This is a genomic window from Pseudomonas sp. WHRI 8519, from assembly GCF_040224055.2.
GTDB lineage: Bacteria > Pseudomonadota > Gammaproteobacteria > Pseudomonadales > Pseudomonadaceae > Aquipseudomonas > Aquipseudomonas putida_X.
In genome coordinates, this window is the sequence record NZ_CP167996.1 from 1,194,556 (window position 1) to 1,212,650 (window position 18,095).

Annotated in this window: 19 protein-coding genes; 6 read left to right on the plus strand and 13 right to left on the minus strand. The window is 62.1% G+C overall.

The features are described from left to right. On the minus strand, positions 1–1,047 hold the full coding sequence (gene pyrC, locus ABRP30_RS05455; RefSeq protein ID WP_267821412.1) for a dihydroorotase: 1,047 nt from the start codon (positions 1,045–1,047) through the stop codon (positions 1–3). Positions 1,048–1,177: 130 nt separating this feature from the next. Here pyrC and ABRP30_RS05460 point away from each other — a divergent pair, with 130 nt between their 5' ends. Next, positions 1,178–2,152 (plus strand): OmpA family protein, encoded by a 975-nt coding sequence (locus ABRP30_RS05460; protein ID WP_267821413.1) that lies wholly within the window; start codon positions 1,178–1,180, stop codon positions 2,150–2,152. Positions 2,153–2,279: 127 nt separating this feature from the next. After that, positions 2,280–3,497: an argininosuccinate synthase gene (locus ABRP30_RS05465; RefSeq protein WP_241804875.1), complete on the plus strand. Its 1,218-nt coding sequence runs from the start codon at positions 2,280–2,282 to the stop codon at positions 3,495–3,497. A gap of 164 nt (positions 3,498–3,661) precedes the next feature. On the opposite strand, the gene ABRP30_RS05470 is transcribed toward ABRP30_RS05465, so the two are convergent. Then, positions 3,662–4,168: a hypothetical protein gene (locus ABRP30_RS05470; protein ID WP_267821415.1), complete on the minus strand. Its 507-nt coding sequence runs from the start codon at positions 4,166–4,168 to the stop codon at positions 3,662–3,664. Positions 4,169–4,532: 364 nt separating this feature from the next. Between ABRP30_RS05470 and ABRP30_RS05475 the strand changes: the two genes are divergently transcribed. Beyond that, on the plus strand, positions 4,533–5,159 hold the full coding sequence (locus ABRP30_RS05475; protein WP_241804877.1) for a response regulator transcription factor: 627 nt from the start codon (positions 4,533–4,535) through the stop codon (positions 5,157–5,159). A gap of 46 nt (positions 5,160–5,205) precedes the next feature. Here ABRP30_RS05475 and ABRP30_RS05480 read toward each other — a convergent pair whose 3' ends face one another. From ABRP30_RS05480 to metG, 7 genes are all read right to left on the minus strand, one after another. Next, entirely contained in the window at positions 5,206–5,382 is a 177-nt protein-coding gene (locus tag ABRP30_RS05480; protein WP_241804878.1) for a PA3496 family putative envelope integrity protein, read from the minus strand. Between the two features lie 104 nt (positions 5,383–5,486). After that, on the minus strand, positions 5,487–6,125 hold the full coding sequence (gene nth / locus ABRP30_RS05485; protein WP_267821419.1) for an endonuclease III: 639 nt from the start codon (positions 6,123–6,125) through the stop codon (positions 5,487–5,489). Positions 6,126–6,129: 4 nt separating this feature from the next. Beyond that, positions 6,130–6,654: an Rnf-Nqr domain containing protein gene (locus ABRP30_RS05490; RefSeq protein ID WP_267821421.1), complete on the minus strand. Its 525-nt coding sequence runs from the start codon at positions 6,652–6,654 to the stop codon at positions 6,130–6,132. Continuing rightward, positions 6,647–7,249: an RnfABCDGE type electron transport complex subunit G gene (locus ABRP30_RS05495; RefSeq protein ID WP_267821423.1), complete on the minus strand. Its 603-nt coding sequence runs from the start codon at positions 7,247–7,249 to the stop codon at positions 6,647–6,649. The genes ABRP30_RS05490 and ABRP30_RS05495 overlap by 8 nt, the downstream gene beginning before the upstream one ends. Then, entirely contained in the window at positions 7,246–8,229 is a 984-nt protein-coding gene (locus tag ABRP30_RS05500; RefSeq protein WP_349976228.1) for an RnfABCDGE type electron transport complex subunit D, read from the minus strand. The genes ABRP30_RS05495 and ABRP30_RS05500 overlap by 4 nt, the downstream gene beginning before the upstream one ends. Further along, on the minus strand, positions 8,226–8,774 hold the full coding sequence (locus tag ABRP30_RS05505) for an Rnf-Nqr domain containing protein (RefSeq protein WP_349976230.1): 549 nt from the start codon (positions 8,772–8,774) through the stop codon (positions 8,226–8,228). The genes ABRP30_RS05500 and ABRP30_RS05505 overlap by 4 nt, the downstream gene beginning before the upstream one ends. A 93-nt stretch (positions 8,775–8,867) precedes the next feature. Next, positions 8,868–10,913, minus strand: coding sequence for a methionine--tRNA ligase (gene metG, locus ABRP30_RS05510; protein WP_267821430.1), 2,046 nt, complete (start codon positions 10,911–10,913; stop codon positions 8,868–8,870). 156 nt (positions 10,914–11,069) lie between these two features. Here metG and apbC point away from each other — a divergent pair, with 156 nt between their 5' ends. Further along, positions 11,070–12,164 carry an iron-sulfur cluster carrier protein ApbC gene (gene apbC, locus ABRP30_RS05515; protein ID WP_267821432.1) on the plus strand — a complete coding sequence of 365 codons (1,095 nt, stop codon included), beginning with the start codon at positions 11,070–11,072 and terminating at the stop codon, positions 12,162–12,164. A gap of 156 nt (positions 12,165–12,320) precedes the next feature. Here the strand turns inward: apbC and ABRP30_RS05520 are convergent, their stop codons facing one another. Beyond that, a complete protein-coding gene (locus ABRP30_RS05520; protein ID WP_016488765.1) occupies positions 12,321–12,530 on the minus strand; it encodes a cold-shock protein in 210 nt (69 codons plus the stop codon). A 328-nt stretch (positions 12,531–12,858) separates the two neighbouring features. Here ABRP30_RS05520 and dcd point away from each other — a divergent pair, with 328 nt between their 5' ends. Beyond that, entirely contained in the window at positions 12,859–13,425 is a 567-nt protein-coding gene (gene dcd / locus ABRP30_RS05525) for a dCTP deaminase (RefSeq protein WP_145187793.1), read from the plus strand. A 98-nt stretch (positions 13,426–13,523) separates the two neighbouring features. Next, complete coding sequence (locus ABRP30_RS05530; protein WP_012313047.1) at positions 13,524–13,751, plus strand: hypothetical protein; 228 nt, start codon at positions 13,524–13,526, stop codon at positions 13,749–13,751. A 13-nt stretch (positions 13,752–13,764) separates the two neighbouring features. Here the strand turns inward: ABRP30_RS05530 and pdeM are convergent, their stop codons facing one another. The 3 genes from pdeM to ABRP30_RS05545 all read right to left on the minus strand — a co-directional run bounded on the left by pdeM (position 13,765) and on the right by ABRP30_RS05545 (position 18,058). Then, complete coding sequence (pdeM, locus tag ABRP30_RS05535) at positions 13,765–14,424, minus strand: ligase-associated DNA damage response endonuclease PdeM (RefSeq protein WP_241804886.1); 660 nt, start codon at positions 14,422–14,424, stop codon at positions 13,765–13,767. Then, positions 14,421–16,874, minus strand: coding sequence for a ligase-associated DNA damage response DEXH box helicase (locus ABRP30_RS05540; RefSeq protein WP_349976233.1), 2,454 nt, complete (start codon positions 16,872–16,874; stop codon positions 14,421–14,423). The genes pdeM and ABRP30_RS05540 overlap by 4 nt, the downstream gene beginning before the upstream one ends. 68 nt (positions 16,875–16,942) lie before the next feature. Next, on the minus strand, positions 16,943–18,058 hold the full coding sequence (locus ABRP30_RS05545) for a succinylglutamate desuccinylase/aspartoacylase family protein (protein ID WP_267821444.1): 1,116 nt from the start codon (positions 18,056–18,058) through the stop codon (positions 16,943–16,945). Between the last annotated feature and the right edge of the window lie 37 nt (positions 18,059–18,095).

Sequence of the window (18,095 nt, forward strand, 5' to 3'; positions counted from 1 at the left end):
TCACGCGTTGTCCTCCAGCAGGCGCCAACGCAGTTTTTCACCGGCGCGCAGCGGGATCACCGTCTGATCGCCAAACGGCAGGCTGTCCGGGGCCGTCCATTCTTCACGGACCAGGGTAATGGTGTCGGTATTCGCTGGCAGGCCATAGAAGGCCGGCCCATGCAGGCTGGCGAAACCTTCCAGCTTGTCCAGCGCATGACGCTGTTCGAAAGCTTCGGCGTACATCTCGATGGCCGCATAGGCGGTGTAGCAACCGGCACAACCACAGGCAGCTTCCTTGGCGTGGCGGGCGTGGGGTGCCGAGTCAGTGCCGAGGAAGAACTTCGGGTTGCCACTGGTAGCCGCGTCCAGCAGCGCCACCTGATGGGTGTTGCGCTTGAGGATCGGCAGGCAGTAGAAGTGCGGTCGAATGCCGCCGACCAACATGTGGTTGCGGTTGTACAACAGATGCTGTGCGGTGATGGTCGCCCCGACGTTGGCGGGGGCCTCGGTGACGAATTGCGCTGCATCGGCCGTGGTGATGTGCTCGAACACCACTTTCAGCGTGGGGAAGCGCTCGACCAGGCGACGCATGTGTTCGTCGATGAAGCGTTTTTCGCGGTCGAACACGTCGATCTCGCTGCGGGTCACTTCACCATGCACCAGCAACGGCATGCCGACCTCAGCCAGCGCTTCGATGGCCGGGAAGATATTGTCGATGCTGGTCACGCCGGAATCGGAGTTGGTGGTGGCGCCGGCCGGGTACAGCTTGGCGGCGTACACGATGCCGCTGGCCTTGGCCGCGCGGATGTCCTCGGGGCTGGTGCGGTCGGTGAGGTACAGCACCATCAACGGCTCGAAGCGGCTACCGGCCGGGCGGGCATTGAGGATGCGCTCACGGTAGGCCCCGGCTTCGTCGGCATTGCGTACCGGTGGAACCAGGTTGGGCATGATGATGGCACGGGCGAAAGTACGCGCCACATCGCCAACGGTATGGGGCAGGACGGCACCATCGCGCAGATGGATGTGCCAGTCGTCGGGACGCAGGAGGGTCAGGCGATCGGACATTGGGGATTCCAGGCGGGTCGAACTCAGGCCCCAATGCTACCGGAAAACCCTCGCCCGAGCACGGCTATCAAGTTTTCCGGCGAGCGTCCGATAGCCTGCCTGTAAGCCGTCAGAATTAGTGGAGCCTCCCGTGCGCCAGCGTTACCTAGCCCTGTTGACCCTGTTCGCCAGCCTGCCGGCCGGCGCATTGACCTTCCAGACCCGCATGGAAAACATCGCCTGGAAAGTCGAGGGTGATCAGTTCGAGTGCCGCCTGATTCAGCCGATCGATGGTTTCGGCAGTGGTGAGTTCGTGCGCCGGGCCGGTGAGCAGCCAGTGTTCCAGCTGCGCTCCGGCAGTACTGTGCTGGGCGCAGGTTCCGCTACGCTGCTGGCGGCTGCGGCCCCCTGGCAGCCTGGCCGTGGCGATATCAACCTGGGGGCGGTGCGGCTGGCGCGTACTGGCGTGCTGTTCAGTTCTTCCCAAGGCCAGGCCAGCCGCTTGATCAACGGGCTGCTCGATGGCCGCAGCACGGTGGTGCGAAGCTACGCCGGGGAGGCGGGGCGGCCGATCGAAGTGCGTGTGCTGCCGGTCAGTTTTGCCAAAGCGTGGAGTGATTACCAGGCCTGCGCCGGCAAGATGCTGGCAATGAACTATGACCAGGTGCGTCAGACGCAGGTGGGGTTCCCTGGGGGGGGCATCGACCTGGATGCGGCGGCGCGCGCGCGACTGGATGTGGTCCTGGAGTATTTGAAGGCCGATCCGACGGTCAACCATATCGAGCTCAATGGCCACTCGGACAACAGCGGCAATCGCTTGACCAACCGTGATACCTCGCGGCGCCGTGCGCTGGCGGTTGCCGATTACTTCAAAGCCCATGGGGTGCCGGAGGAGCAGATCACCGTGCGCTTCCATGGTGAACGTTACCCCCTGGTGAAGAACAACAGCGCCGCAAACCGCGCACGCAACCGGCGCGTCAATATCGAGCTGGATCGTGTTGCACCGGTGGAAAAGCCGGCCGCCCAACCTGCCCAGCACCCGGCCCCGGCGACCGCACCCGCGACCGCGCCTGCGCCAGCCCCGGCCAGCGCTACTGCTGCCCCGCCCGCCGCGAAACCGTCCTGACGCTGCAGGGCGTCGCCCCGTCGACAGTTCCTGTCGCTTTGTCGTCAGAAGCTGTCGCGCCACTGTAAATTTATCCGCAACGCCGGTAGAATCGACCCCTTTCCGTACAACCCCGTGGAGTGATGGCATGGCGGACGTAAAAAAGGTCGTACTGGCGTATTCCGGCGGCCTTGATACTTCGGTGATTCTCAAGTGGCTGCAGGATACCTACGACTGCGAAGTGGTGACGTTCACCGCTGACCTGGGTCAGGGCGAAGAAGTCGAGCCGGCTCGCGCCAAAGCTCAGGCAATGGGCGTCAAAGAGATCTATATCGACGACCTGCGCGAAGAATTCGTGCGCGACTTCGTCTTCCCGATGTTCCGCGCCAACACCGTCTACGAAGGCGAGTACCTGCTGGGTACTTCCATCGCCCGTCCGCTGATCGCCAAGCGCCTGATCGAAATCGCCAACGAAACCGGCGCTGATGCCATTTCCCACGGCGCTACCGGCAAAGGTAACGACCAGGTGCGTTTCGAGCTGGGTGCCTATGCACTCAAGCCGGGCGTCAAGGTCATCGCCCCATGGCGCGAGTGGGACCTGCTGTCGCGCGAGAAGCTGATGGACTACGCCGAGAAGCACGGTATCCCGATCGAGCGCCACGGCAAGAAGAAGTCCCCGTACTCGATGGATGCCAACCTGCTGCATATCTCCTATGAAGGCGGTGTGCTGGAAGATACCTGGACCGAGCACGAAGAAGACATGTGGCGCTGGAGCGTCTCGCCAGAGAACGCGCCGGACCAGGCGACCTACCTCGAACTGACCTACCGTAATGGTGACATCGTCGCCATCGATGGCGTCGAGAAGACCCCGGCCACCGTCCTGGCCGACCTGAACCGCATTGGTGGTGCCAACGGTATCGGCCGTCTGGACATCGTCGAAAACCGTTACGTGGGCATGAAGTCGCGCGGCTGCTACGAGACCCCGGGCGGCACCATCATGCTCAAGGCTCACCGTGCCATCGAGTCGATCACCCTCGACCGCGAAGTCGCACACCTGAAAGACGAGCTGATGCCCAAGTACGCCAGCCTGATCTACACCGGCTACTGGTGGAGCCCGGAGCGTCTGATGCTTCAGCAGATGATCGACGCTTCGCAGGTCAACGTGAACGGTGTCGTGCGCCTGAAGCTGTACAAAGGCAATGTCACCGTGGTCGGCCGCAAGTCGGACGACTCGCTGTTCGATGCCAACATCGCGACCTTCGAAGAAGATGGTGGCGCGTACAACCAGGCTGATGCTGCGGGCTTCATCAAGCTCAATGCACTGCGCATGCGTATCGCTGCCAACAAGGGCCGCGCGTTGCTCTAAGCCTCATTGTTGTTGCATGAACCCCGGTTTCGGGCTAATGCCAGTCAGTTAGCGTCATCGGGCTGCAAAGCAGCCCCCTCTCGCTCAACTGCCAGGCATCTGGCTCGGCCGGGGTTTTTGTATGCACGAATAGGTTTTACCTGGCGTGCAAGGCCGTGGGCCGATCAATTCTTCAGGTGTGCCGCGTTGTCCGGCAACTCACAGACCGACACGCGAAAACATTGTTGCTTGTCCAGGTTGCAGTAAACCCAGGTGCCTGAATTGACGTGAGGTTGTGCAAGCGTCCTCAGCACATGTTGCTCGATCATTCTTTGCGCATCAGGGCCTGACAGCATGACAGTTACAGGCTCCGCTTCGAGTGAGGGTTGTCGAGCGTTCTGCACGGAACTGGCCGAGGAGGGGATAACAGGTAAAACAGTCGTCGTTGGCTGCAGCGCACTGGTTGCCTCGTCAGCGGAAGTGCTTTCGGGTTTGTACAGTGATTTATAGTTGAAGTTCAGCGTCAGGAAAAACAGCCCGGTCAGAAAGAACGGAAAGCCCACTAGAAACCAGGTATAGAGGCTCTGACTTTTTTCGCTGAGAAACGGAAGTGTCGCCAGTGCAGAGGCCTCGATGATGCCTGCAAAGATGGCGATGATCGTCATGGGGGCGGTGGGTTGGTTTTCAGCCATGGTAGTGGCCTCCTGCGTTTTTTCAATCAATACCTTACCGAGCCGCTCAACCAAATTATGCACCGTTTCCGGAAAGTGAAATGGATCCCGGTGTTTCGAAATATCTGAAACGGTTTTTGTTTTGCGGCGGGTTTGATTGTTGGGTAATGCAGTCTTTAATTCTGTTTTAAGAGAGTGGTCATGCGCTTTTGGGTCTAGACAGGTGTTTATATTGGATGATTAGTTGTGCGTTGTAGGAAAATTCCTAAACCGACGTAAGGCTCATCTATTCATGTGTTTGCGAAGGAAATAGGCGCGCCATAATGCTTGCTGCTCGGTTATGGTGGTGTGTAGTCAAAGCAAATAATGAATGAATGGATATCGCATGAATAAAGTCCTTATCGTGGATGATCATCCTGTCATACGCTTGGCAGTGCGAATGCTGATGGAGCGGCATGGATACGATGTGGTCGCGGAAACCGACAACGGCGTGGCAGCTTTGCAGCTAACCCGGGAGTACCTGCCCGATATCGTGGTACTGGATATCGGCATTCCCAAGCTCGATGGGCTGGAAGTCATCGCCCGCATGGCTTCGGCAAGCCCGGGCAGCCGGGTGCTGGTGCTTACCTCGCAGGCACCCGGGCATTTCTCGATGCGTTGTATGCAGGCGGGGGCTTCAGGCTACGTGTGCAAGCAACAGGAACTCACCGAACTGCTCAGTGCGATCAAGGCTGTGCTGTCTGGTTACAGCTATTTTCCCAACCAGGCATTGCACAAGTCGCGCGGCCGGGTTGGGGGGGGCAGCGAGACGGAGATGGTCGATCGCCTGTCGGCGCGGGAGATGATGGTGCTGCAGCAACTGGCGCGGGGCAGGTCCAACAAGGAGATAGCCGACAGCATGTTCCTCAGCAACAAGACGGTCAGTACCTACAAGACCCGTCTGCTGCTCAAGCTCAATGCTCACTCGCTGGTGGACTTGATCGAATTGGCCCGGCGCCATGGCCTGACGTGACCCTGGGTACAGGCAGCCTCCTTGAAGGAGGCTTTCTCGCCCGTGGTTACAGGTCGTAGTCGAAATCGGCGAGTTGCCGTTGCAGGCGCCGCTCTTCCAGAAGGTTGTCGATAGTACGCCGCTTGCTCAGGTTGGTCTTTGCGGTTTCAACCAGAGGTTCGGCGTCGTCTTCAGCGGTGGCAAAGTCTTCTTCGATCGACAGTTCGTCTTTATCGTTACTCATGAGTCGCTCCAAGCCAAGGGGCCATTGGCCGTCCTTATAGCGAGAAAGCGAAGTTTGGTAAAAAAGATTTTTTCAATCGGGACGTGCATGAATTCGCTATCGAATCAATCGTCAGACGTCTTCTGCTTGAACTCGCACAGGTCCTCGATCCGGCAACTGCCGCAGCGTGGCTTGCGCGCCTGGCACACGTAGCGCCCATGCAAGATGAGCCAGTGATGGGCATCGAGCAGGTAATCCTTGGGCACGAACTTGAGCAGCTTTTTCTCGACTTCCAGTACGGTCTTGCCCGGTGCGATACCGGTGCGGTTGCTGACCCTGAAAATATGCGTGTCGACCGCCATGGTGGGCTGGCGGAAGGCGGTATTGAGCACCACATTGGCGGTCTTGCGGCCAACACCGGGTAGCGCCTCCAGCGCCTCCCGGTTTTGCGGAACTTCGCCCCCATGCCGTTCGATCAGCAAGCGACAGGCTTCGATCACATTCCTGGCCTTGCTGTTATACAGCCCGATGGTCTTGATGTACTCGCTCAGGCCTTCGACCCCGAGTGCGTAGATGGCGTGGGGCGTATTGGCGACCGGGAACAGGCGGGCGGTGGCCTTGTTGACCCCGACATCGGTGGACTGTGCCGACAGTGTCACGGCCACGAGTAGTTCGAAAGGCGTGGTGTAAGCCAGCTCTGTCTTGGGGTCGGGATTGTCTTCGTGCAGCCTGCGAAAGATCTCCAGGCGTTTTGCGGCATTCATGGGGTCAACGCTTTCCTTGACGACGTGAGAGGGCGGGGCCCGGGCGTAGACGATTGTACAAGGCCAGCAGCACACCGAGCAGTATCAGTGCGCCGGGCGCCAGGCTGGCCGACGCAATGCCCAGCCCCTCGGTCAGCCATTGGCGGATAACGCCGAGCAACAGGCACAGGCCCATCAGGCCGACCATCTGTAGGCAAAGTTGACGCCACCGGTCCTTCTCTACCAACAGGTGGTCCGTAACCAGGCACTGCAGGCAAATCAGCGCCGGGAAGTAACCCATCGCCAGCGCAAGCGGTAATGCCCAGGCTCGCAATGCCATCTGCAGGCAGCTGGCGAGGGCCGCTAGCAGTAGCAGGCTTGCCAGTGTGTACAGGCGACCTTCGACCCTGGGGCGCACAACGGCCAGCAAGGCCTGGTGAAGCACCGTAAGCACCAGCATGCTGGCGCCGATGACGGCGGCTTGAGGCAGCGTACCTGTAGCGCCGAGGACAGGCGCAAGGCCGGCTACCAGCAGCCAGTACCTAGTCATGGTTGAGCGTTCCGAGTAGACGTGCGCGATGTTGGTCGAAGTAGCGCAGGGCCTCCTGCTGTGCCTGGATCACCGCACGCGAGGTGACCGTTGCGCCGGCCAGTTGGTCGAAATCACCTTGGTCACGCTTGATTGCCCAACGATCCTCCAGGCGACGGTTGGCGAACTGCCCCAGCCAGTTCACCTGGGGATCGTTGATGCGTCCTCCCAGCCCAGGGCTTTCCTGCTGTTCGATGACTTGCGTGCCTATCAGTCGGCCTTGCGCGCTTATGGCAATGGTCAACCGAATGGGGGCGGCGTAACCCTGGACCTGGCTAATCAGTACGATGGCCACGGGGCTCGTGCCGCGTTCGGCGCGGTAGGCGGCCATTATGCGGCTATGCGGCGGTTGCTCTGCCGGGAGTGACACCGCGTTGCTCAGTGGCTGGTTGTCATAGCTCTGCGGTGCCAGCACCGAGAGGAACCTGCGTGCGTAAAATTGTTTCTCGGCCTCGGCGATGGGCGCGCGGGTCCAGCGTTGCCAGGCCAGCGTGCTCGCCAGTGCCAGGCCGGCCACTACCAGCAGTATCAATACACTGCGCACGGGTCGCCTCATGGCCTCACCTGCCGATACCTTGAGGCCAGGCGGTCCAGGGAGGGTACCGCAAGGTTCATCAGCAGGATGGCGAAAGCGCTACCATCGGGGTAACTACCCCAAGTCCTGATCAGGTAGATCAGTGCCCCGGCGCCCAGCCCGAACAGCAGTCGGGCGAGCTCGGTCTTCGGGCCGGAAACAGGTTCCGTGGCAATGAAAAACGCTGCCAGCATGGTCGAACCGCTGAGCAGGTGCAGCAGCGGTGAGCCGTTCGAGTCCGAGCCGGAGCCATTCCAGGCCAGCAGGCTGAACAGAGACAATCCGGCCAGCAAACCCACTGGCGCATGCCAACTGAATACCTTGCGCTGCAACAGAAATAGCCCACCCAACAAGAACGCCAGATTGACCCATTCGCTGCCATGGCCGCCAACGTTGCCGAAGCCTGGGTGGCTGGCAAACAGCTCATCGATGGTCAGGCTGCGGTTGTGCCTGAGGCCGTCGAGTGCCGTGGGGCCGGCCCACGCGTCGATCTGCTCGCCGTGGGCGAAGACCAGCTGCAGGCTGGCGCTGAAGCCTGGTGCGTGCGCTGGCCAGTGGTTCATCTGCAGTGGAAAGCTCAGCACCACGAAGGCGTACCCAACCATCGCCGGGTTGAACACGTTATGGCCGGCCCCGCCGAACGCTTGCTTGCCCAGGCCTATGGCCATCCCCGCTGCAACCATCGGCAACCACCACGGCGCCCCGGTGGGCAGGGCGAGGGCGAGCAGCACTGCAGTGACCAGGGCGCTGCCGTCACTCAACGCCGATGTGACCGGCTGGTTGCGCAACGCAAGCGCTACCGCCTCGCAGCAAACGGCGGTGATTGCACACAGCGCCAGGCTCCAGAGCAGGCCCCAGCCCAGTAGCCAGAGCGAAGCCAGCAGGCCAGGCAGGCAGGCCAACAAGACCAGGCCCATGGCATGGCGCAGGCGAGGGTCAGGGGATGCCAGGGTCGGGCTCATTGCGTGAACATCCCGTTGAGGCCAGAGAGCGCCATGCCCATCACACCTGCACCAAGCAGCGCGATGGGTAACCCGCGCAGTGCCTCTGGCACCTGTGCGTGTTCGCTGCGCTGATTGAGGTCGTCAAACAACGCCAGGGCCAGCCAGAAGCCGAGCCCGGCCAGGACTGCCCAGCTCAGCGTGGCTTGCCATTCGCGCTGTTCACCTACAACCTGCAGTGCCATGCCCAGCACCACGGCATTCCCCAATATCGGCCACGCGAGGCCCTCTGTGGGCCATTGCGGCCGCAGCCTGGCAAGCGTCTGGGGGATGCCCCACGCCAGTAGTGCCTGCCAGGGCAGCAGCAGGAACAGACGCAGGTGCTGCAGTTGCCAGGGCGCCACGATCAGGTGTTCGAGCAATTGGCCGCCGGTGACTGCCAACATGATCGACAGCGCGCCGGCCAGGCCGCATACATGGACCCGCAGCCGGGAGGCAGGCTGTCGTCGCAAAAACAGGTGGCTGACCAGTGCGGCACTGATCAGCATCAGGACATAGTCGTTCATTCAAATGACGATAGCCGTGAATCACCTGCGCTGTCCGGCGAAGCGCAAGGGGGATGAAAAAGCCCCGGCGGTGAGGCCGGGGCTTGGGGGAGATTACTTGATACGCTGGCCTGGTTTTGCGCCACTGTCAGGGCTGAGCAGGTAGATTTCTTCACCGCCAGGGCCCGCTGCCATGACCATGCCTTCGGAGATGCCAAAGCGCATTTTCCGCGGCTTGAGGTTGGCAACCATCATGGTCAGCCGGCCTTCGAGCAGGGATGGGTCAGGGTAAGCCGACTTGATACCCGAGAACACGTTGCGGCGCTCGTCACCGATGTCCAGGGTCAGTTGCAGCAGCTTGTCGGCACCTGGCACCGCTTCGGCCTTGACGATCAGCGCCACGCGCAGGTCGACGGCCGCGAAGGTGTCGAATTCGATCTCTGCCGACAGCGGGTCCTTGGCCAGTTCGCCATTGCCGGCCGGCGCCTGGGCTTGGCCTTCGGCTGCCAGCAGGTCTTCCTTGCTGGCGGCAATCATGGCTTCGACCTTGGCAGGTTCTATGCGGCTCATCAGGGGTTTGAACGGGTTGAGCGTGTGGTTTTCCAGGCGCGACAGGTGGTCGTCCCAGGCCAGCGGCGCGACATTCAGGAACGCCTCGGCGTCGGCGGCCAGCACCGGCAATACCGGCTTGAGGAAGATCACCAACTGGCGGAACAGGTTGATGCCCTGGGCACAGATCGCCTGCACTTCGTCCTGCTTGCCTTCCTGCTTGGCCAGCGACCAGGGCGCTTTGTCGGCGATCCATGCATTGGCGCGGTCGGCCAGGGCCATGATTTCGCGCATGGCACGGCCAAAGTCGCGGGCTTCATACGCGTCAGCGATGCTCGGAGCCGCAGCCAGGAAGGCCTCGGTCAGCTCCGGGGCGGCGTCGCCGGCAACCATCACGCCGTCGTTGCCTTTGTGGATGAAGCCTGCGCAGCGGCTGGCGATGTTGACCACTTTGCCGACCAGGTCGGAGTTGACCTTCTGCACGAAGTCCTCAAGGTTGAGGTCCAGGTCATCGACGCCGCGCCCCAGTTTGGCGGCGTAGTAGTAGCGCAGGTATTCGGGCTGCAGGTGATCCAGGTAGGTGCGGGCCTTGATGAAGGTGCCGCGCGATTTCGACATCTTCGCGCCATTGACGGTCAGGTAGCCGTGCACGTTGACCGCTGTCGGCTTGCGCAGGCCTGCGCCTTCGAGCATGGCAGGCCAGAACAGGGCGTGGAAGTTGACGATGTCCTTGCCGATGAAGTGGTACAGCTCGGCCTTGGAGTCCTTGTTCCAGAACGCATCGAAATCCAGCTCCGGGCGGCGCGCGCAGAGGTTCTTGAAGCTGGCCATGTAGCCGATCGGCGCATCCAGCCAGACATAGAAGTATTTGCCAGGCTCGCCGGGGATCTCGAAGCCGAAGTACGGCGCATCACGCGAGATATCCCATTCCTGCAGGCCGGCATCCAGCCATTCGGCGAGCTTGTTGGCCACCGCATCCTGCAGGGTGCCGCTGCGGGTCCACTGCTGCAGCATGGCCTGGAAGTCCGGCAGCTTGAAGAAGAAATGCTGCGAGTCGCGCAGTACCGGGGTGGCCCCGGAGATGGCCGACTTGGGGTTTTTCAGCTCGGTCGGGGCGTACGTGGCGCCGCATTTTTCACAGTTGTCGCCGTACTGATCCTCGGCCGCGCACTTGGGGCAGGTGCCCTTGATGAAGCGGTCGGCCAGGAACATGCCCTTTTCAGGGTCGAAGTACTGGGTGACCGAGCGGGTGGCAATGTGACCGGCGTCGCGCAGGCGCGAGTAGATCAGGCTCGACAGTTCGCGGTTTTCTTCGCTGTGGGTGGAGTGGAAATTGTCGAAATCCACCAGGAAGTCGGCAAAGTCGGTGCTGTGCTCGGCCTGGACGTTGGCAATCAGTTGCTCTGGCGTGATGCCTTCCTTTTCGGCGCGCAGCATGATGGCCGAACCGTGGGCGTCATCGGCACAGACATAGATGCACTGGTTGCCGCGCAATTTCTGGAAGCGAACCCACATATCCGTCTGGATGTACTCGAGCATATGGCCAAGGTGGATGGACCCATTGGCATAGGGCAGGGCGCTGGTGACGAGAATCTGACGTGGCTCGGACATGGTGGCTCGGCTACTTATCTGGCTCGGGGTAAATTGAAGGTGATCGGCCACTATAAAGGGCTGGCGAATATATTTCACCCCATGGGCGCAACGGCTGACGATTGACGGGTTAGGATAGGCGCCTGTTCGACTAATCGTATGCCAATGGGAGCCTCCATGAGTGCCGTCACCCGTGCCGCCGTCGAAGGCGTGCTTCGTCAGTACACCGACCCTTATCTGAACCAAGACCCGGTCAGCGCCGGCTGTGTGCGTGCCATCGACATCCAGGGCGGGCAGGTCGCTGTGCAGCTGCAGCTGGGGTATGCCGCCGGTTTGTTCAAAAATGGCTGGGCGCAGGTGCTGCAGACCGCGATCGAGAACCTTGACGGTGTCAGCTCGGCCCAGGTAACGATCGACTGCGTGGTCGCCGCGCACAAGGCTCAGGCCCAGGTGCCGGCCATGGCCAACGTCAAGAACATCGTCGCCGTGGCCTCGGGCAAGGGCGGTGTCGGCAAGTCGACCACCGCCGCCAACCTGGCTTTGGCCCTGGCCCGCGAAGGGGCACGAGTCGGCATCCTCGACGCCGATATCTACGGCCCCAGCCAGGGCGTGATGTTCGGTATCGCCGAAGGCACGCGGCCGCAGATTCGCGAGCAGAAGTGGTTCGTGCCGATCAAGGCGCATGGGGTTGAAGTCATGTCGATGGCGTTCCTCACCGATGACAACACACCCATGGTATGGCGTGGCCCGATGGTTTCTGGTGCGCTGCTGCAACTGGTGACCCAGACTGCCTGGGATGACCTCGATTACCTGGTGATCGACATGCCGCCGGGTACCGGCGATATCCAGCTGACGCTGGCGCAGAAGGTTCCGGTTGCAGGCTCGGTGATCGTTACCACGCCGCAGGACCTGGCACTGCTGGATGCGAAGAAAGGCGTGGAGATGTTCCGCAAGGTCAACATCCCGGTGCTGGGCGTGGTCGAGAACATGGCGGTGCACATCTGCTCCAATTGCGGCCATGCCGAGCACCTGTTCGGTGAAGGTGGTGGCGAGAAGCTGGCGGCGCAGTATGGGGTGGAACTGTTGGCTTCACTGCCCTTGTCGATGCTGATCCGTGAGCAGGCCGACAGCGGCAAGCCGACTGCGATTGCCGAGCCACAAAGCCAGATCGCCATGGTTTACCAGGAACTGGCGCGCCAGGTTGGGGCGCGGATCGTATTGCAGGAAGCGGCTGCGCCCGCGATGCCGAGCATTACCATCAGCGAAGATTGATACGCCGGTACAGTGCTGCCGCCGATTTGGCAGGGCTGCCTTGCAGCCCTTTGGCGGCACTGACCTGCGGTCACGATGGCCGGCAGCGCCTTTTCCAAGGCATAAAAAAACCCGCCTGATGGCGGGTTCTTTTGAAAGCTAGGAAGCTAAATCGACTTAGGCGATTTGAACTTCTTCAGCCTGCATGCCTTTCTGGCCGCGGGTAGCGACGAAAGTAACAGCCTGGCCTTCTTTCAGGGTTTTGAAGCCGTCAGCTTGGATGGCTTTGAAGTGTACGAACAGATCGTCGCCCGACTGAGGGGTGATGAAGCCGTAGCCTTTCTCATCGTTGAACCACTTAACGGTACCGGATTGACGGTTGGACATTTTTCTGTCTCCTTGGACAAAGTAGATAACGGTCAGGAAAAACCCTGGCCGGGACTGAGTGCAAAGAGAGCAGAAAATTCAGCGATGGTGCGATCAGGATCGTGCATCAAACTAGAGATTCTCGGTGTCACGTGCAGCACAGTGGCGTCACCTTAACCCACTTTCCACGACCTGCCAATCTCCAAAACAGCCTTTGATGAAATTCGGATCGGCGGCGGCCGCAAGCCCCGTCTGGCGCGGGATACGGTATGGAACTTTAACCTGAGCGCCGGGACCGGTAATATGCGCTTCTCGTTTTTTCACCTCGCAACTCTCAGGACACCCCGCCATGAGCATCAAATCGGACAAGTGGATTCGCCGCATGGCGCAGGAACACGGCATGATCGAGCCGTTCGTCGAGCGCCAGGTGCGCGGCGAGCACGACAGCCGGGTGATCTCGTTCGGCGTCTCCAGCTACGGTTACGACGTGCGCTGCGCCGATGAATTCAAGGTGTTCACCAACATCAACTCGGCCACCGTCGACCCGAAAAACTTCGACGCCGGCAGCTTCGTCGACATCAAGAGCGATGTCTGCATCATCCCGCCGAACTCCTTTGCCCTGGCCCGCACCGTCGAATACTTCCGCATTCCGCGCAATGTCCTGACCATCTGTCTGGGCAAGAGCACCTATGCCCGCTGCGGCATCATCGTCAACGTCACCCCGCTCGAGCCAGAGTGGGAAGGCCACGTGACGCTGGAGTTCTCCAACACCACCACGTTGCCGGCCAAGATCTACGCCAACGAAGGCGTGGCGCAGATGCTCTTCCTCGAATCCGACGAAGAATGCGAAGTGTCGTACAAAGACCGTGGTGGCAAGTACCAGGGCCAGCGCGGCGTCACCCTGCCACGCACCTGAGCCGACGAGCGCGGGGAATTAGTTTTCGCTCGGGCACTCCAAGCTAGTGAACAGTGCCGCCATGCATGAAGCGTGGCGGCCCTTGTCAGGAGTTGCCTATGAAACTCGATCCCGCAATCAGTGCGAAGCTGGCTGTTCTGCAGCCCAACCAGATCGGCTTGCTGGCGTGGTCCCTGCTGGCCCACCCGGCTCCCATGCATCTGGGCGGAGTGCCAGGTCAGCCCGACCCGGATACCCCGCAACCGGCTCAACCTGGCGACACGCCGCCCATGGAGCCGGGTGAGCCAACCCTGCCCGACGAACCACCGCCTGCGCCGGTGGCATGAACCCTCGATGAGATCACCCTTGCAGGGCCCAGACCTGGTCTGTGCCCGCAAGATAGATACGGCTCTCTTGCCTGGGTTCGACATTCCACCCCCCGGTGAATTCGCCGAACGCCGGTAACAGGCTGACCTGCTGGTCCATCAGGAAGCAGGGCAGCCTGAGCCGCTGGCGAGCGCGGCCGCGCAGGACGAATACCGGGTGCACATGGCCGCACAGCACGGGGTGTTCGGGGTGGGCGACCGGTTCGTGCTGAAGCGCGAACGGTGCCAGCAGCCAAGGTTCTTCTGCTACCTCGATATTCAGGTCGGCTGGAGGATCACCGGCATGGCGGTCGTGGTTACCGCGTACCAGTACGATGCGCAAACCACTGTGCTGTTCTCGCCAAGCCTTCAGCTGCGCCATGGTGGCAGGCGCCTGGGCAGTTCGGGCATGCAAGAAGTCGCCAAGAATGATCAACTGCTCGCAGTCACAGGCTGCCAGCAGCGCGTTCAGGCGCTTGAGTGTGGTTTCGGTGGTGCCGCGCGGCACGGGTTGGTGTAGCGCACGGTAGCTGGCGGCTTTGCCGATATGCACGTCCGCGACCAGCAATGCGCGGCGTGCCGGCCAATAGAGCGCGCGGTCTGGCATCAGCCACAGCGTTTGCCCGCAATGCTCGATGGTCAGGTGCTTGCTCATGCTTTCGTGCCTGCGGCTTTTTCGAGGTCCGCCACCATGCGCGCAATGCGATCGGCCAGCTTTTCTGTGCTCAGGGTCTCACGCATACCTTCGACCAGTAGGGTGAAAGCCAAGGGCCCGGGCCGTCGAAGCTCACGCACATCCAGGCGCAGCTTGCTCATTTTCGCCAATTGATCTTGCAAGCGTTCGATCTCCAGTTCTTCACGCAGTACCTCATCGCGCGCCTGGCCAAGCAGCAGGTTATCGGCGTCATGTTTGCGAAATACCTCGTAGAACAGCCCGCTGGAAGCCTGGATCTGCCGGGTGCTTTTCTGCGCGCCAGGGTACCCGCTGAACACCAGCCCGGAGATCTGGGCGATTTCGCGAAAGCGCCGCAAGGCCATTTCACTGGCGTTCAGGCTGGCCAGTACATCGTCCAGCAGGTGCTCTGTGGACAGCGCTGCGGGCAGGTGGCTCGCCCAGTCCACAGGGGCTGGGCTAAGCAGTTCGAAGCCGTAGTCGCTGACGGCAATGGATACCGAAAGCGGCTGGTTGCGGCTGACCCGCCAGGCAATCAGGTTGGCCAGGCCAAGGTTGGCCATGCGGCCGGCGAACGGGTAGACGAACAGGTGCCAGCCTTGGCGTGTGGCAAGGGTTTCGGCCAGCAGCGTCTGCGTGGTGGGCAAGGCCGACCATTGCCCTTGGAGTGCGAGCAAGGGCCGCACCGTGCGCATTTCAGGGTCGTCGAAATGGCCGTGGGCTGCGGCGTCGAGTTTTTCCACCAGGGCATCGGCCAGCTCGCTGGACAGCGGCATGCGCCCGCCATTCCAGCGCGCTACGGCGGCTTTGCGGGCAGTGCTGCGGCGTACATAGGCGGTCATGTTCTCCACCCTGACAAGCTCGAGTATCCGCCCGGCGAACACCAGGGTATCGCCCGGGCGCAGGCGGGCGATAAAGGCTTCCTCGACACTTCCCAGATGCTTGCCACCGCCGCCTTTGCTCCAATACTTGAGCTGCAGGCTGGCGTCGCTGACGATGGTGCCGATGCCCATGCGGTGTCGCCGCGCCAGCCGCTCACTGACGACCCGCCAGATACCATCGCTGTGGGCCTCGACGCGCTGGTAATCGGGGTAGGCGCCGAGCGAGCTGCCGCCGTGGCAGACAAAATCCAATGCCCACTGCCACTGGCTGTCGCGTAAATCGCCGAAGGCCCAGGTGCTGCGTACCTCGGTGAGTAGCTCAGCGGGGCGAAAGCCGCAGCCCAGCGCCATGCTGACCAAGTGCTGAACCAGCACATCCATGCACAGCCGCGGGGAGCGACGGGCCTCGATATGGCCTGCCGCAATTGCACTGCGTGCGGCTGCGGCCTCGACCAGCTCCAGGCTGTGCGTCGGCACCAGGGTGACCCGTGACTGGCGCCCCGGCGCGTGCCCGGAGCGCCCAGCCCGTTGCATCAGGCGGGCGACGCCCTTGGCCGAGCCAATTTGCAACACCCGTTCCACGGGCAAGAAGTCCACACCCAGGTCCAGGCTGGAGGTGCAGATCACGGCCTTGAGCGTGCCCTGCTTGAGGCTCAGTTCCACCCAGTCGCGGGTTGCGCGGGCCAGCGAGGCGTGGTGCAGGGCAATTTGCCCAGCCCAGTCGGGACGGGCGTCAAGCAGGGCCTGGTACCACAGCTCGGCTTGGGCACGGGTGTTGGTGAATACCAGGCTGCTGGCGCTGGTGTCGAGCTCCCGGGCGACCTGAGCGAGCATCTTCAGCCCCATGTGCCCTGCCCAGGGAAAGCGTTCGATGGCTTCGGGCAGGAGTGTGTCGACTACCAGGCGCTTGTCCTGGCGGCCCTTTATCAGCCGGCCGCCGTTGGGCACCAGGACCTCGAGTGCATGCGGCAGGTTGCCCAAGGTGGCAGACAGCCCCCAGGTCACCAGTTGCGGTTGCCAGCGACGCAAACGGGCGAGGGCCAATTGCAGCTGTACGCCGCGTTTGTTGCCGAGCAGTTCGTGCCATTCATCCACCACGACCATGCGCAGGTTGGCGAAATCATCGCAGGCTTTGGCCCGCGTCAATAGCAGGGTCAGGCTCTCGGGGGTGGTGATCAATGTACTCGGCAGGCGCCGGGCCTGGCGGGCGCGCTCGGCGCTGCCGGTGTCGCCACTGCGCACGCCGACACTCCAGTTCAGGCCAAGGTCGTCCAGCGGCGCTTGCAAGGCGCGTGCGGTATCGGCCGCCAGCGCGCGCATGGGGGTAATCCACAAGACCTGCAATGGCGCCGGCTGCCGCCCTGCGCCCTGCTTGGCGAAGGCGCGCAGTGCGGCCAGCCACAGGGCGTAGGTCTTGCCGGCGCCGGTACAGGCATGCAGCAGCCCCGACTCGCCACGCTCGACCGCCGCCCAGGTTTGCCGCTGGAAGGCGAAGGGCGTCCAGTTGCGCATGCGAAACCAGGCATTGGCAATGTCGGGAGGGCTTGGCATCGGGCCGTCGGGTCCTTCGAAGGTTGTGCTTCTACTGACCATCGGCCCGCTGGTTTGGTTTTACCGGGTCAGTTGGCCAGCAGGTAACCGCTGCGACACACCTGTTCACCGGCGACATGGGCGATGACCATGCCCGTCGTGGCCATGCGCCGAACGCTGCGGGCATACAGCAGGCCAGGCTGGCGGTTGCGCACGGCCGTCACCCGGTCGCTGAGCGGGTCGATGACCTCCGCGACCAGTTGCCCTGCCTCAAGGTACTGACCGGGGCGGGCGTGGTACACCAGCAGCCCACCGAGCGGGGCCGAGATCGGTTCTACGGCAGCCAGGGGCGTCGCGGCTCGGGGCAGGGGGGGCAAGGGCGCTGCAGGGCTTTCGATGACTTCGGCGTGAATCAGGTAATCGAGGATCGCCTGGCAGTCATGGCTGGCCAGGTCATGGCTGACATCGGCCTGGCCACGCAACTCGACCGTTACCGACACGCTACCCAATGGGATCGGGAAACGCTTGCCGAAGCGTTGCTGCAACTGCCACCAGACCAGGCTGAAGCATTCGTCGAACGACTGCCCGCCGGAATCGGTGGCCAGCAAGCTGGCCTGGGCACCCAGGTAGCGGGCCAGCGGCTCTACTTGAGGCCAGGCTTCCGGGGTGGTGTAGAGGTGTTCCACCGCCTCGAAGTCGCAGTGCAGGTCCAGGATCAGGTCGGCATCGCAGGCCAGCCGCTGCAGGGTCAGGCGCTGGGACTGCAGCGGTGTGTGTGCCGGATGTGCGTCCAGGCCTCGGCGCAGGTACTCGCGAATCAAGGTACGGTTGTGGTCGGCATCCTGGGTCAGGTGGCCCTCCACCTGGTCGCCGATGGTGTCGGAAAGGTCGACGAAGTTGCGGTTGAAGTTCTCGCCGCTCTGTAATTCGAAACGACCCAGTGGTGCGTCAAGCATCACTTGCTCCAGGCCTACCGGGTTGGCCACCGGCACCAGGACGATTTCGCGGCGCAGGCGCCCTTGCTGCTCCAGTTCGGCCAGGCGACGCTTGAGGTGCCAGGCCACCAGCATGCCGGGTAACTCATCGGCATGCAGCGAGGCCTGTATGTACACCTTGGCGCCACCGCGGGGGCCGAAGTGGAAGCTGTGGAGTTGGCGAATGATGCCCGGTACGGGCGAGAGCAGGTCGTGTGTCGAATGGTGCATGGTGGTCCTGGCTGCGTGGCGAAAACGGTCTGCGACA

Bases quoted from the DNA above. Each gene is read 5' to 3' on its own strand.
- pyrC (WP_267821412.1), bottom strand. From the start codon at position 1,047: ATGTCCGATCGCCTGACCCTCCTGCGTCCCGACGACTGGCACATCCAT.
- ABRP30_RS05465 (WP_241804875.1), top strand. From the start codon at position 2,280: ATGGCGGACGTAAAAAAGGTCGTACTGGCGTATTCCGGCGGCCTTGAT.
- ABRP30_RS05470 (WP_267821415.1), bottom strand. From the start codon at position 4,168: ATGGCTGAAAACCAACCCACCGCCCCCATGACGATCATCGCCATCTTT.
- ABRP30_RS05475 (WP_241804877.1), top strand. From the start codon at position 4,533: ATGAATAAAGTCCTTATCGTGGATGATCATCCTGTCATACGCTTGGCA.
- ABRP30_RS05480 (WP_241804878.1), bottom strand. From the start codon at position 5,382: ATGAGTAACGATAAAGACGAACTGTCGATCGAAGAAGACTTTGCCACC.
- nth (WP_267821419.1), bottom strand. From the start codon at position 6,125: ATGAATGCCGCAAAACGCCTGGAGATCTTTCGCAGGCTGCACGAAGAC.
- ABRP30_RS05490 (WP_267821421.1), bottom strand. From the start codon at position 6,654: ATGACTAGGTACTGGCTGCTGGTAGCCGGCCTTGCGCCTGTCCTCGGC.
- ABRP30_RS05495 (WP_267821423.1), bottom strand. From the start codon at position 7,249: ATGAGGCGACCCGTGCGCAGTGTATTGATACTGCTGGTAGTGGCCGGC.
- ABRP30_RS05500 (WP_349976228.1), bottom strand. From the start codon at position 8,229: ATGAGCCCGACCCTGGCATCCCCTGACCCTCGCCTGCGCCATGCCATG.
- ABRP30_RS05505 (WP_349976230.1), bottom strand. From the start codon at position 8,774: ATGAACGACTATGTCCTGATGCTGATCAGTGCCGCACTGGTCAGCCAC.
- metG (WP_267821430.1), bottom strand. From the start codon at position 10,913: ATGTCCGAGCCACGTCAGATTCTCGTCACCAGCGCCCTGCCCTATGCC.
- apbC (WP_267821432.1), top strand. From the start codon at position 11,070: ATGAGTGCCGTCACCCGTGCCGCCGTCGAAGGCGTGCTTCGTCAGTAC.
- ABRP30_RS05520 (WP_016488765.1), bottom strand. From the start codon at position 12,530: ATGTCCAACCGTCAATCCGGTACCGTTAAGTGGTTCAACGATGAGAAA.
- dcd (WP_145187793.1), top strand. From the start codon at position 12,859: ATGAGCATCAAATCGGACAAGTGGATTCGCCGCATGGCGCAGGAACAC.
- ABRP30_RS05530 (WP_012313047.1), top strand. From the start codon at position 13,524: ATGAAACTCGATCCCGCAATCAGTGCGAAGCTGGCTGTTCTGCAGCCC.
- pdeM (WP_241804886.1), bottom strand. From the start codon at position 14,424: ATGAGCAAGCACCTGACCATCGAGCATTGCGGGCAAACGCTGTGGCTG.
- ABRP30_RS05540 (WP_349976233.1), bottom strand. From the start codon at position 16,874: ATGCCAAGCCCTCCCGACATTGCCAATGCCTGGTTTCGCATGCGCAAC.
- ABRP30_RS05545 (WP_267821444.1), bottom strand. From the start codon at position 18,058: ATGCACCATTCGACACACGACCTGCTCTCGCCCGTACCGGGCATCATT.